This is a genomic window from Stenotrophomonas sp. YJH_SMC_133 (assembly GCF_059370655.1).
On the sequence record NZ_JCAFTW010000008.1, the window covers coordinates 231,475 to 244,857 of the forward strand.

The 13,383-nt window shown below is 67.3% G+C and carries 9 protein-coding genes; 3 read left to right on the forward strand and 6 right to left on the reverse strand.

Features of this window, described 5'->3' with window-relative positions:
- Positions 1 to 46: 46 nt before the first annotated feature.
- The 3 genes from AC5P78_RS13595 to AC5P78_RS13605 form a co-directional block, all read right to left on the reverse strand.
- A complete protein-coding gene (locus tag AC5P78_RS13595) occupies positions 47 to 847 on the reverse strand; it encodes a MipA/OmpV family protein (RefSeq protein WP_099527680.1) in 801 nt (266 codons plus the stop codon).
- Positions 848 to 987: 140 nt separating this feature from the next.
- Positions 988 to 2,277 carry an ATP-binding protein gene (locus tag AC5P78_RS13600; RefSeq protein ID WP_099527679.1) on the reverse strand — a complete coding sequence of 430 codons (1,290 nt, stop codon included), beginning with the start codon at positions 2,275 to 2,277 and terminating at the stop codon, positions 988 to 990.
- Entirely contained in the window at positions 2,274 to 3,011 is a 738-nt protein-coding gene (locus AC5P78_RS13605; protein ID WP_005414287.1) for a winged helix-turn-helix domain-containing protein, read from the reverse strand. The genes AC5P78_RS13600 and AC5P78_RS13605 overlap by 4 nt, the downstream gene beginning before the upstream one ends.
- A 182-nt stretch (positions 3,012 to 3,193) precedes the next feature.
- Between AC5P78_RS13605 and AC5P78_RS13610 the strand changes: the two genes are divergently transcribed.
- A complete protein-coding gene (locus AC5P78_RS13610) occupies positions 3,194 to 4,480 on the forward strand; it encodes an O-acetylhomoserine aminocarboxypropyltransferase/cysteine synthase family protein (protein ID WP_414498633.1) in 1,287 nt (428 codons plus the stop codon).
- A 330-nt stretch (positions 4,481 to 4,810) separates the two neighbouring features.
- Here the strand turns inward: AC5P78_RS13610 and ybaL are convergent, their stop codons facing one another.
- Together ybaL and AC5P78_RS13620 are read right to left on the reverse strand one after the other, a co-directional pair.
- Positions 4,811 to 6,508, reverse strand: coding sequence for a YbaL family putative K(+) efflux transporter (gene ybaL, locus AC5P78_RS13615; protein ID WP_138969815.1), 1,698 nt, complete (start codon positions 6,506 to 6,508; stop codon positions 4,811 to 4,813).
- Positions 6,509 to 6,745: 237 nt separating this feature from the next.
- Complete coding sequence (locus tag AC5P78_RS13620) at positions 6,746 to 9,133, reverse strand: TonB-dependent receptor plug domain-containing protein (RefSeq protein WP_049459367.1); 2,388 nt, start codon at positions 9,131 to 9,133, stop codon at positions 6,746 to 6,748.
- A 335-nt stretch (positions 9,134 to 9,468) separates the two neighbouring features.
- On the opposite strand from AC5P78_RS13620, the gene AC5P78_RS13625 reads away from it, so the two are divergent.
- A complete protein-coding gene (locus AC5P78_RS13625) occupies positions 9,469 to 11,334 on the forward strand; it encodes an ABC-F family ATP-binding cassette domain-containing protein (RefSeq protein WP_005410768.1) in 1,866 nt (621 codons plus the stop codon).
- A 78-nt stretch (positions 11,335 to 11,412) separates the two neighbouring features.
- Here the strand turns inward: AC5P78_RS13625 and ampR are convergent, their stop codons facing one another.
- Positions 11,413 to 12,279 (reverse strand): LysR family transcriptional regulator AmpR, encoded by an 867-nt coding sequence (gene ampR, locus AC5P78_RS13630; RefSeq protein WP_005410767.1) that lies wholly within the window; start codon positions 12,277 to 12,279, stop codon positions 11,413 to 11,415.
- 175 nt (positions 12,280 to 12,454) lie between these two features.
- Here ampR and blaL2 point away from each other — a divergent pair, with 175 nt between their 5' ends.
- On the forward strand, positions 12,455 to 13,366 hold the full coding sequence (gene blaL2 / locus AC5P78_RS13635; protein WP_005414283.1) for a L2 family extended-spectrum class A beta-lactamase: 912 nt from the start codon (positions 12,455 to 12,457) through the stop codon (positions 13,364 to 13,366).
- The last annotated feature ends 17 nt before the right edge of the window (positions 13,367 to 13,383 follow it).

Sequence of the window (13,383 nt, forward strand, 5' to 3'; positions counted from 1 at the left end):
GCGCCCCGTTTCCTGCGAAGTGGGCCGGGCAATGCCCGGCGCTCACTCAGAAGCGGTGCGTATAGCCGCTCATCAAGCCGAACTGGTTCGCCTTCTGCACGATCGGGCTGTCGGCGGCATCACCGAGCAGGCGCGTGCCTTCGGCCGAGATGTACCAGTTGCCGTTGCGGCCCACGCGGTGGCTCCACTTCAGACCGACACCGGCACTGACCAGGCCGGCCTTTGGCTTGTGCTCGGCAAAGCCGGTACGCGCCGCCTGTTCCGGGCTGACGCCGTACCAGGTCTGCATGTAGCCGCGGTTGCCGTAGTCGGTGGACACGCTGCCGCTGACCACGCCGCCGGCCAGGTCGAACAGCGGTATGCTCAGGTTCAGATGGATCTGCTGGGTGGCCAGGCCGTTCTCGGCCTTGTCCTCGTCCTTGCGGGTGAACTGCCAGGAGCCGCTCAGCACGGCTTCGCCCAGCGTATAACCAGCCGAGATGCCGACCAGGGGACGGGTATCGATATCACCCATGCCGCGCAGGAAGTCGGAACCGCCGAGCAGCGAGTCCTTTTCCTTGCGGATGCCGCTGGCGCCGACATACGCGCGCACGCGGGTGTGCTCGCCGATGGAGGTGCCCCAGCCAATGCCACTGGTGCCCAGAAACCATCCACCCGGCGAGGTGACATCAAAGGACAACGACGGTGTCGCACGATACTCCTCGCTGCCGCTGTAGCGCGGCGCCACGCCACCGCCGGCAGCGACCTCGAAGGTCCAGTGGTCATCCTTGGCGTGGGCGATCGGTGCGGCGAACAGCGGCAACAGGGCCAGGCAGAGCAGGGCGGGGGAACGGCGAAGCTGGGACATGGAAACTCTCGACAATGGGAGGAAGGCAGCACGCGCATCCGGCGAGTGCTGCAGGGTCGCTAGCGTGGCGATACGCCGGCGACCGATCCGTCCGCAGTTGTGCGGGAGTTGTAATCAACTGTAATCGCGCCCAGGGGCGTTCAGCTGGCAGCCAGCGGCCAGTGCATTTCCATGCGCGCGCCGCCCAACGTGGCGCGGCTGATGCGAAGTTCGCCGCCGTGGCGGACGGCAATGCGGCTGACGATGGCCAGGCCCAGGCCGAAGCCCCCGGTATCGCGGCTGCGGCTGTCATCCAGGCGGGTGAACGGGCGCATCACCTTCTCGCGATCGGCTTCGGCAATGCCGGGACCGTCGTCATCCACACGCAGGCAGGCGCGGCCGCTGACACCGACCAGCGAGACTTCCACCTGCGAACGCGCATGGCGCAGCGCATTGCCCACCAGATTGCTGAGTGCCAGCTGCAGCAGGCGCGGCTCGGCGTCCACCCGTGGCAACGCGCTGGGCTGCACGCGCAGTATCACGCCGGCACGTTCGGCATCACGGCGCGCATCGGCCAGGCAGGCCTGCAGCCAGTCGTTGGCTTCGATGCGCTGCATCGGCTCGCCCTCGCTGGGATGCTCCAGCCGTTCGTAAGCCAGCAGTTCGCTGACCAGCCGGTTGAGTTCGGCCAGATCGCCGTGCAGGCCCCGCGCCAGCCGTTCGCGGCGTTCGCGGTCATCGCTGTCCTGCATCAGGTCCAGGCCGAAGGCCACGCGCGCGATCGGCGTGCGCAGCTCGTGGGAGATCGCATGGGTCAGGTCGCGCTGGCGCTGCACCAGTTCGGCCACGCGTGCCGCCATGCGGTTGGAGTGGTCGACGATGACCCGGATCTGCGAGCGTGGCGAGACCTGGGCACGTGCCTGCAGATCGCCCGAACCGATGCGGTCGGCATGCCGGCGCAGCGCTTCCAGGTCGCGCCAGAGCAGGCGCACCCACGCGTACAGGCTGGCGCCCACCAGCAGCAGGATGCTGAGGTAGGCGGCGATGGTCATGTACGTCGTCATCTGCACCGCGCCAGGCAGGCGCAGGTGCAGCCAGCGGCCATCGCTGCCCTCGATGGGCAGCAGGACCTGCTGGTATTGATCGCGCACGATGAAACCATCGGCCTTCACGGCCACCTGTTCCTGCGCGTCGAGTGCGGGAGGTTTGTCGAGCAGGGTCAGGGCGATGCCGTAGTGTGGCTGCCACTGCTGCAGGCGCTCACGCTGCTGGTCGGCATCCAGGCCGGCCAGGCCACTGCGCAGGGCGTACACCTGACCACGCACCTGCTGGACGAAGACGCGATCCTGCACGGGTGTGTAGATGCCGTCCAGGATGTGGTTGAGGAAGAACACCGACACCAGGAAGCAGGCACCCGTGATAAACCACAACCACAGGAACAGCCGCTTCATGCCGTCCAGGCCGACGGATTGAACTGGTAGCCACGGCCCCACACGGTCTTGATCCGCCGCGGTTCGCGCGCATCATCACCGAGCTTGCGGCGCAGCTTGCCGATGCTGACATCAACACTGCGGTCCAGGCCGTCAAAGCCGATGCCGCGCACCGCCTGCAGGATCTGGTCGCGCGACAGGATCTGCCCCGGCTGGCTGGCCAGCAGCCACAGGATCTCGAATTCCGTGGTACCCAGCTCGACCGGTTGACCGTGCAGGTGCACTTCGCGCTGCATGCGGTCGATCAGCAGTTCGCCATGCATCAGACGGCTGGGTGTGCCGGTGTTGCTGCTGCCATGGCGGCGGCGCAGCAGGGCGCGCAGGCGGGCCAGCAGCAGACGCGGCTCGATCGGTTTGTGCACATAGTCATCGGCGCCCGATTCCAGGCCCAGCACCTGCTCGATGTCGTCTTCGCACGCGGTCAGCATCAGGATCGGCACGTCGGAGAAACTGCGGATCTGCCGGCACACGTCGATGCCGCCGAGGCCGGGCAGCATCAGGTCCAGTACCACCAGCTCGGGCGCATGCTGGCGGCAGGCCGCGCCGGCAAGGTCACCGCGCGCCACATGCTGCACGGCGAAACCATGTTCGTGGAGATAGTCGCTGACCAGCTCGGCCAGGCGACGGTCGTCCTCCACCAACAAGACCTGGGTCGGGGTACCGTTGGCGGTGGGTGTCCAGGGGGATGGCTGCATGCGCGTGGGGCCTCCGTGCCCGGGCAGGAGCGCCCGGCGGCGAAGCCTATCAACGCCCCGTGACCGCTGCCTGAATCGCGGCCAACCTGATAACCCCCGGTATGGACGTCATCGCCAGCAGCTTTCAGCGGCCGGCGACGGCTGGCCTATGGTGGCGGTTTCCCCGGATGGAGCCTGGCGCAATGAGCGACCCGCAGTGGCAACTGGAAACCCTGGCCGTGCACGGTGGCTACCGTCCCGACCCGACTACCCGCGCGGTGGCGGTGCCGATCTACCAGACGGTGGCGTATGCCTTCGATGACACCCAGCACGGCGCCGACCTGTTCGACCTGAAGGTACCGGGCAATATCTATACGCGCATCATGAACCCCACCACCGACGTACTGGAGCAGCGCCTGGCTGCGCTGGAAGGCGGCATCGGTGCGCTGGCGCTGGCCTCGGGGCAGGCCGCGATCACCTATGCCATCCAGACCATTGCAGAGGCCGGCGACAACATCGTCGCCTCCAGCGCGTTGTATGGCGGCAGCCTCAACCTGCTGGCGCACACGCTGCCGCAGTACGGCATCCAGGCGCGCTTTGCTGATCCGGCTGATCCTTCTGCGTTCGCCGCGCTGATCGACGAGCGCACCAAGGCGGTGTTCGTCGAATCGATCTGCAACCCGCGCGGCAACGTCACCGACATCGCTGCGATTGCGGAGGTCGCGCATGCCGCTGGCGTGCCGCTGATCGTCGACAACACCGTGGCCACGCCGTTCCTGCTGCGCCCATTCGAGCACGGCGCCGACATCGTGGTGCATTCGCTGACCAAGTACCTGGGCGGCCACGGCACCAGCCTCGGCGGCGCGATCATCGATTCCGGCCGCTTCGACTGGACCGCACAGCCCCAACGCTTCGCGCGGCTCAACCAGCCCGACCCCAGCTACCACGGCGTGGTCTATACCGAAGCCCTGGGGCCAGCGGCCTACATCGGCCGCGCGCGGGTGGTGCCGCTGCGCAATACCGGCGCTGCGTTGTCGCCGTTCAATGCGTTCCTGATCCTGCAGGGCATCGAGACCCTGGCCCTGCGCATGGAACGCATCAACGCCAACGCACTGGCCGTCGCGCAGTTCCTGAAGTCGCACGCTAAGGTGGCGTGGGTGCGCTATGCCGGGCTGGCCGACGATCCCGAGCACGCCGCCGCGCAGCGCTATCTGGGTGGGCACGGCTCGGGCGTGCTGACCTTCGGCCTGCCGGGCGGGCGCGAGGCAGGCGCACGTTTCCTTGACGCGCTGAAATTGTTCACCCGCCTGGTCAACCTGGGCGATGCGAAGTCACTGGCCACCCATCCCGCCTCGACCACCCACCGCCAGTTGGATGCGGCGGAGCTGGCCAAGGCCGGCGTCAGTGAAGACACCGTGCGGCTGTCGATCGGCATCGAACATATCGGCGACCTGCGTGCCGACCTGGAGCAGGCCCTGGCCGGCGCCTGATAGCCACACGCTTGGTCGTCATCGCTACAGGCGATCACCACCGGTGCCGCGATGCGCTACGGTGGAACTGCCTCTCCAAGGCGTGGCAACGTGGCGATCCAGATCCCCGGTCGATGCGGGTCGACCGGGGATTTTTTTGTTTCCGGGGTCAGATCCGTTTTCCTGCGGAAAACGGATCTGACCCCATGCGCCGCCGTGTCGACCAAGGTCGACACCCACCAACAGCAGCCGGGACGCGCCCCGCCATCCAACGGAGAGTGAGCTTTTGCCGTTGCCGTTGACGTTGATTCGGCAGGTGCAGGGCTGCAAGCCCTGCCGCACGCACACCCCTCACACCACGGGAATACTGTGCTGGCCCAACCCGCGATACGGCGGCGTGGCCATCACCATCTCCGCCAGCGAATACGCCAGCTCACGTTCGGCCATCACTGTGCCATCCGCACCGTGTTCCAGCAGATGCTTCACCTCGGCGTCGCTGTGCGCACGCGCCAGCAGGGTCAGGTCCGGGTTGATCGCCCGCAGCTTGGCCAGTGCCTCACCGGCTTCCAGCGGCTGCGGAATCGCCAGCACCGCGATCTTCGCGCGTTCCGGATGGGCCTCGGCCAGCACCCGGTCGGCAGCGGCACTGCCGCGGATCGCCGCCAGGCCCTTGGCGTGCGCCTGCTCGACGTGTTCCTTGTTGTCATCGATCACCAGCACCGGCACGCCACGGTCGCGCAGCACCTGCGCCAGTTCGCTGCCCACCCGGCCATAGCCGATCACGATGGCGTGGTCATGCAGGTCGCGCGACGGGCCGATCGCTTCGGGCGGCTCGGGTACCTGCGGAGACTGCTCCTGCTTGGCCTGCCAACGGTCGAGCAGGCCGAACACCAGCGGGTTGAGCATGATCGACACCAGTGCCCCGGCCAGCACCAGCGACTGGCCCTCCTTCGGCAGGATCTGCAGCGCCACGCCGAGGCCGGCGATGATGAAGGCGAACTCGCCGATCTGCGCCAGGCTGGCCGAGATGGTCAGCGCGGTGCTGGTCGGGTGGCCGAACGCACGCACGATGAAGAACGCGGCGGCCGACTTGCCGAACATGATGATCAGCACCGTGGCCAGCACCTGCCACGGGTGCTGCACGATGATGTTGGGGTCGAACAGCATGCCGACCGACACAAAGAACAACACCGCGAACGCATCGCGCAGCGGCAGCGAATCATGCGCGGCCTTGTGGCTCAGCTCCGATTCGTTGAGCAGCATGCCGGCAAAGAACGCGCCCAGCGCGAACGAGACGCCGAACAGCATCGCCGAGCCGAACGCCACGCCCAGCGCGATCGCCAGCACGGACAGGGTGAACAGCTCACGCGAACCGGTACCGGCGATGCGTTCCAGGATCCACGGGATGACCCGGCGCCCGACCACCAGCATCACCGCCACGAACAGGCCCAGCTGCACGAAGGTCCAGCCGATGTCGGCCAGCACCCTGCCCAGCGAGTGCGATTCCTTGGCCGCGTCGGGGCCGAACACGCCGGCCATCACCGGCATCATCACCAGTGCCAGCACGCAGGCCAGGTCTTCGACGATCAGCCAGCCGACCGCGATCTTGCCGCGCATCGTCTCCAGCAGGCGGCGTTCTTCCATCGCCCGCAAAAGCACGACGGTACTGGCGGTGGCCAGCGAGAAACCGAAGATGACGCCATGGATGGCCGGCCAGCCCATCAGCGAGGCCACGCCCCAGCCGAGCAGGGTGGCCACTGCGATCTGCCCAATGGCACCGGGAATGGCGATCGCCTTGACCGCCATCAGGTCCTTCAGCGAGAAGTGCAGGCCGACACCGAACATCAGCAGCATCACGCCCAGTTCGGCCAGCTGGTTGGCCAGCGCCTGGTCGGCGACGAAGCCGGGGGTGAACGGACCTACGCAGATGCCAGCAACCAGGTAACCGACCAGGGGAGACAAGCGGAGCTTGTTGGCCAGCGCGCCGAAGATGAAGGCGAGCCCCAGGCCAACGGCAACGATGTTGATCAGGTCGGTGTCATGGTGCATCGGCACTCGCAGAAAGCAGGGGGATACCCCGATTTTCACCGAAGCGGCCAGATACGGCAAACCCGCCGTCCACGTGCCGTGGCCGGAGGGTTTGCCCACGCATTTCTCTTCTACCCCCGCCTTCGGAGCGCCCCTTCAACAAGAAGGGGCTCTCCTCCAGATGCGGCGAGGGGATGCCGGCCAGCGGCCGGCACTACCAGAGCGGCGCCGGGCAGGGCCCGGCACGCCCGTTACCGCTTACCAGGTGTACTTGATCCGCCCGTACACATACGCGCCGTTGAAGCCGAACGGCGAGTAGTTGCTGTACGGCAGCATGCCGAAGGTCGAGTTCTGCAGGTCTTCGGTGCGGTCCGGGTACTTGTCCAGCAGGTTGTCGGCGCCCACGGTCAGGGTCCAGTTGCTGCTCGGCTTGTAGCTGGCCGAGGCATCCACCACCCAGGCGTCGCCGTAGGTCTGGTCACGCAGCGCGGTGGCCGAGTTGCGCACGGTGAATTTGCCGTAGCGGGTGGCGGCCAGGCCCAGTTCCCAGTGGTCCGAGCGCCAGGTGCCGCTCAGGATCGCCTTGTCGCGCGGGTAGCTGTCCTCGATGCGGCCAATTTCATCGCGACCGATCAGCGACTGGGTCAGGCCCAGCGTGCCGAACACCGCCGGGGTGCCGCCGACGCGGCGCACTTCGGTGTCGTTGTAGCTGTACGCAGCGGTCAGCTCCAGGCTGCTGGCGTTGAACGGCACCGTATAGCTGGACACGAAGTCGACGCCACGGGTGCGCGTATCCAAGCCATTGGTGAAGTAGGAAAACGCGGTCACCTGCGGCAGGCCCAGGGTGCCCAGCAGCGCGCTGGTGGCCGCGTTGGTGGTGATGCTGGACGACAATGCGATGCGGTCATCGATGTCGATCTGGTAGGCGTCGACGGTGATATACAGGCGGTCGGCCGGCTGCAGCACCAGGCCCAGGCTGTAGGAGGTGGAGGTTTCGGCCTTCAGCGGCGAGGCGCCCAGCGCCTGCGCGGCCGGGCTGGTGGTCGGGAAGGTGCCACGCTCGACGAACACGCCATTGAGGAACTGGCTGGTGACCGCCTGGTAGCCCTGCTGCGCCAGCGACGGTGCACGGAAGCCACTGGAGGCGGTGGCCCGCAGCGCGACCTTGTCGGTGAATGCATAGCGCGCCGAAAGCTTGCCGGAGAAGCGGTCGCCGAAGTCCGAGTAGTCCTCGTAGCGGCCGGTGATGCCGGCCGAGAACTTCTCGGTCAGGTCCGCTTCCAGGCCAGCATAGACCGCGTAGTTGTGGCGGTCCGCATGCACTTCATTGGTCGGGGTGAAGCCCGCGAAGCCCTGCGCGCCGCTGCCTGTGTACGAGTTCAGCTCGCCCGGGTTCTGGTCCCACTTTTCCTTGCGGTACTCACCACCGAAGGACAGCGTGACCGGGTAGGCCAGGCCCCAGTCCAGCGACTTGGTCAGGTCGGCATTGAAGATGTCCTGCTGGTATTTCAGCGTGCCGTCGTAGAACGAGCGCGGGCTGGTTGCGCCGAGGCTGTAGTTGATGCTGTTGCGGGTGTGGAAGTCGAGGGTGTTCTCACCGTGGTTCAGGCTCAGGTCCCAGGTCCAGCCGTTGTCGGTGTTGCCCTTGACCCCGGCCACCAGCGAGCGGTCCTTCGAATACTGGTTGATCTCCGGCACGAAGCCGTCGGGGTAGGTCTGCGCCAGCAGCGCGCTCTGCCCGCTGTGGTTGCGCGAACGGTAGAACGCGAACGAGGTGATGTCGCGGTTGCTGAGCAGCGCGCTGGCGTAGCCGGTCACGTGGTCGCTGAAGTCGAAGCTGGCGTTGGCCGACGCGGCGGTGGCATCCACGCGCGGGTCGCCGACGATGAAGGTCTTCTGGCCGATGCTGGGGAAGTTGCCGGTGTTCGGGGTGGTGCCGCGGTACGGGCCGGCGCGGTTGCTCTCGTCCTGCTGGCTGATCTGGCCAGCCACGTGCACGCGACCACGGCCGTTGCCGAACTCGACGCCGGTATCGCCGGAGAGCTGGTACTTGTTGCCGTCACCGGCCGAGTACTGGCCGTAGTCCACGGCCAGGCTGCCGCCACGGCCGCTGCCCTTGAGCACGATGTTGATGACGCCTGCAATGGCGTCCGAGCCGTACTGTGCCGACGCACCGTCGCGCAGCACTTCCACACGCTCGATGGCGGCGATCGGGATCGCATTGATGTCCACCGCCGACGAGCCACGGCCGATGCTGCCGTTGACGTTGATCATCGCCGAGGTGTGGCGGCGCTTGCCGTTGACCAGCACCAGCACCTGGTCCGGCGACAGGCCGCGCAGCTGCGCCGGGCGCACGCCACTGGTGCCGTCGGTCAAGGCCGGGCGCGGGAAGTTCAGCGAGGGCAGGGCGCGCGACAGTGCGGTGGCCAGTTCACTGGTGCCGGTGGACTGCAGCACTTCAGGGGTGATGATGTCGATCGGCGACTGCGATTCGGCGACGGTGCGGTCGGCCACGCGGGTGCCGGTGACGATCACCGTGTCCAGGGTGTTGGCGGCGGTGCCGGCCTGCTGGGCAGCGGCAACGAACGGAGAGCCACCGAGTGCGACAGCGACGGCGGCGGCGATCAGGCTGGTCTTGCGGGTCATCGGGATGGGGCTCCGGTTGGCGGGGGTGGCACCGGAATCGACATCACGGGGGTGAGGCGGACGGCGGTTGTTGCGGTGCGCAAGGCAGGAATTAACGGGATATCCAGTGCGTGTCAAATGGTTGCAACAGGAAAAAACGTTGCAGCAGCAACCATTTAGCGGAAGAGGGCAGCGGCGGGAGGTGGGGCCCGGGGGCTGCGCGGGGCCGACGAGGGAGAGAGTTGGCCTGCCGCCGCGCATCCCGGGGCGCGTCAAGTATTCGTTAACGCTAGAATTACGTCGCAGGAACAGTGCTCACCAGCACATTCCATCCGGTTATATGGACCCCTCCCCCGATGATCTCCCTTCGTAATTTCGCCTTGCGCCGCGGCGAGCGGCTGCTGTTGTCCAATGTCGACCTGACCCTGCACGCCGGTTACCGGGTGGGCGTGGTCGGCCGCAACGGTGCTGGCAAGTCCAGCCTGTTCGCGGCGGTGAAGGGCGAGCTGGAGGCCGACAAGGGTGACGTCGACCTGCCCGGCAAGGTCCGTATCGCCAGCGTGGCCCAGGAAACCCCGTCGCTGCCGGACCCGGCGCTGAGCTTTGTGCTGGGCGGGGATACCGATGTGGCTGCGGTGCTGGCTGAAGAGGCTGAAGCAACCGCGCGCGAAGACTGGGAGGCGGTGGCCAACGCGCACACGAAGATGGCCGAGATGGGGGCCTACGACGCCGAAGCGCGCGCCGGCAAGCTGCTGCACGGCCTCGGTTTCCCGGCCGAGACCCACCACCGCGCGGTGTCCTCGTTCTCCGGCGGCTGGCGCGTACGCCTGAACCTGGCCCGCGCGCTGATGATGCCCAGTGACCTGCTGCTGCTGGACGAACCGACCAACCACCTGGACCTGGACGCGGTGTACTGGCTGGAGCAGTGGCTGCTGAAGTACCCCGGCACCCTGCTGTTGATCTCGCATGACCGTGAGTTCCTCGACAACGTGGCCACCCACACCCTGCACCTGCACGGCGGCGGCGCCAAGCTCTACCCGGGCGGTTATACCGATTTCGAGCGCCAGCGCGCCGAACAGCTGCGCCAGCAGCAGATCGCGCACGAGAAGGAACAGGCCGAGCGCGCCCACCTGCAGAGCTTCATCGACCGCTTCAAGGCACAGGCCAGCAAGGCCGCGCAGGCGCAAAGCCGCATGAAGCGCCTGGCCAAGCTGGCCGGTACCGAAGCAGTGCGCGCCGAGCGCGAGTTCCGTATCGAGTTCGCGCCGCCGGCCAAGCTGCCGTTCTCGCTGATCCGCCTGAACCATGTCGAGGCCGGCTACGGCAAGGACGCAGTGATCCTGCACAACGTCGGCTTCGGTCTGGAAGCGGGCCAGCGCATTGGCCTGCTCGGCCCGAACGGTGCCGGCAAGACCACCCTGGTGAAGACCCTGGTGGGCGAGCTGGCGCCGATCGTCGGCGAGCGCATGGCGCACCCGGACCTGAAGATCGGCTACTTCGCCCAGCACACGGTGGAGTCGCTGCACGAAGGCCAGTCGCCGATGGAGCATTTCCGCGAGATCGCCCCGGACGCACCGAACCAGTCGTTCCGCGATTTCCTCGGCAAGTGGAACTTCCCGGGTGACCGCGCGTTCGAGCCGGTCGATGGCTTCTCCGGTGGCGAGCGCGCACGCCTGGCGCTGGCGCTGATCGCCTGGCAGCAGCCAAACGTGCTGCTGCTGGACGAACCGACCAACCACCTTGACCTGGAAATGCGCGAAGCGCTGGCCGAAGCATTGGCCACCTTCGAAGGCGCGATCGTGATGGTCTCGCACGACCGCCATCTGATCGGCCTGGTCTGCGATACCTACTGGCGCGTGGCCGATGGCGTGGTCGAGCCGTTCGATGGCGACCTGGATGCCTACGCCGCGTGGCTGCGTACCCGCCCGCAGGCGCAGGGCACCAAGGCGCGCATGGAACAGGTGGAAGAGCCGGTGGTGGTCAAGACCACCCCGGTGGCGCAGGTGGTGCAGAAGAAGCCGGTGAACCCGCACAAGCTGGCCGCCGCTGAAGCCAAGGTGGCCGAGCTGGAAGGTGCCCTGGCCGAGCTGGACCGCCAGCTGGCCGACCCGGCCAACTACGCCGATGCCACGCGCATGGCCGTGCTTGGCCGCGATCGCGAAACCGCCGCCGCGCAGCTGGAAAAGGCCGAAGCCGCCTGGATGGAACTGCTCGAGTCCTGACCGGTAGTGCCGGCCGCTGGCCGGCAGCGCGATGCGCCCACAACGATCAAGGGATTGCCGGCCAGCGGCCGGCACTGCCTACCCGCCCTGTGCCTGCAGCCATTCGCGGAAGCGCCTGGCCGGCTCACGTTCGGCACGCGATCGCAGCCGCGTCAGCCAGTAGCGCCCCAGCTCCAGCGTGGTGCTGAACGGCTGCAGCAGGCGACCCTCGGCCAGTTCCTGCTCGAACATGCGCAGCGGCAGCAAGGCCACACCGGCGCCACCGGCGGCCGCCATCGCGACCGTCAACGAGGAATCGAATACCGGCCCGCGCGCTTCCACGCCGCTGACCCCGGCCGCCTGCAGCCAGCGCGGCCATTCGTCGCTGCGGTAGGAACGAAGCAGCGGCAGCGTGCCCAGGTCGCGTGGCTGTTTCAGGCGCCGCGCCAGCGCCGGTGCGCACAGCGGTGCAAACGGCGCGTCGAGGATCGCCGTGCACGCCTGGCCCTGCCAGTCGCCATCACCAAAGCGGATCGCCAGGTCCAGCCCTTCTCCGGCCAGGTCGATGCGGTTGTTGTGGGTCTGCAGGCGCAGCTCGATGTCCGGGTGCGCTGCCTCGAACGCGGCCAGCCGTGGAAGCAGCCAGCCGGTGGCGAAGGTGCCGACCACGCCCAGGGTCAGCACTTCACGCGCAGGTCCGCCGGTGTAACGCGCGATGCTGGCGGAGATGCGCTCGAACGATTCGTTGAGCACCGGATACAGGGCCGCGCCTTCATCGGTGAGCGCCACGCCGCGCGGGAGGCGATGGAACAGGCGGATGCCGAGCCGGTCCTCCAGTCCACGGATCTGGTGGCTCAGTGCGGCCTGGCTGACACACAGCTCCAGCGCGGCACGGGTGAAGTTCTGGTGGCGGGCGGCGGCCTCGAAGGCGCGCAGCGCGTTCAGTGGCAGGGTAGGGTGCAACATCGCGCAGTCGTGAGCTGGAGTGATGGATGATCCTAACGCTTCAACGAGACATTTCGGAAAATTAAGGGGTTGAATGCGTCAGACATTAATTGAACTAATGTCTCTCGCAGATTTTTTGCGCTGGTCGCCCCCGATCAAGGCTTCAATAATCGAGCGGTCCCCCAGGAGAACCCGCATGCTCGCCCGTCGCCGATTCCTGCAGTTCAGTGGTGCCGCCGTGGCTTCCTCGCTTGCCTTGCCGCTGCTGGCACGTGCAGCGGGCAAGGCCACCGCCAACGCACCCACCGATGCCGCCATCACCGCCGCCAGTGATTTCGCCGCGCTGGAAAAGGCCTGCGCCGGACGCCTCGGCGTGACCCTGCTGGACACTGCCAGCGGTCGCCGCATCAGTCATCGCCAGGACGAGCGCTTCCCGATGTGCAGCACCTTCAAGAGCATGCTGGCGGCCACCGTGCTCAGCCAGGCCGAACGCATGCCGGCATTGCTGGACAGGCGCGTGCCGGTGGGCGAGGCCGATCTGCTTTCGCATGCACCGGTCACCCGCCGCCACGCCGGCAAGGACATGACCGTGCGCGACCTGTGCCGTGCCACGATCATCACCAGCGACAACACCGCCGCCAACCTGCTGTTCGGCGTGGTCGGTGGCCCGCCCGCAGTGACCGCGTTCCTGCGCGCCAGCGGCGACACGGTGAGCCGCAGTGACCGCCTGGAGCCGGAGCTGAACAGCTTTGCCAAGGGCGACCCGCGCGACACCACCACGCCGGCGGCGATGGCCGCGACCCTGCAGCGCGTGGTGTTGGGCGAGGTACTGCAACCGGCTTCGCGGCAGCAGCTGGCCGACTGGCTGATCGACAACGAAACCGGCGACGCCTGCCTGCGCGCGGGCCTGGGCAAGCGCTGGCGCGTGGGTGACAAGACCGGCAGCAATGGTGAAGACGCGCGCAACGACATCGCCGTGCTGTGGCCCGTAGCCGGGGGCGCCCCGTGGGTGCTGACGGCTTATCTGCAGGCAGGTGCGATCAGCTACGAGCAACGCGCTAGCGTGCTGGCACAGGTGGGGCGGATTGCCGACCGGTTGATCGGATGAGGTAACCGGGGTCATTC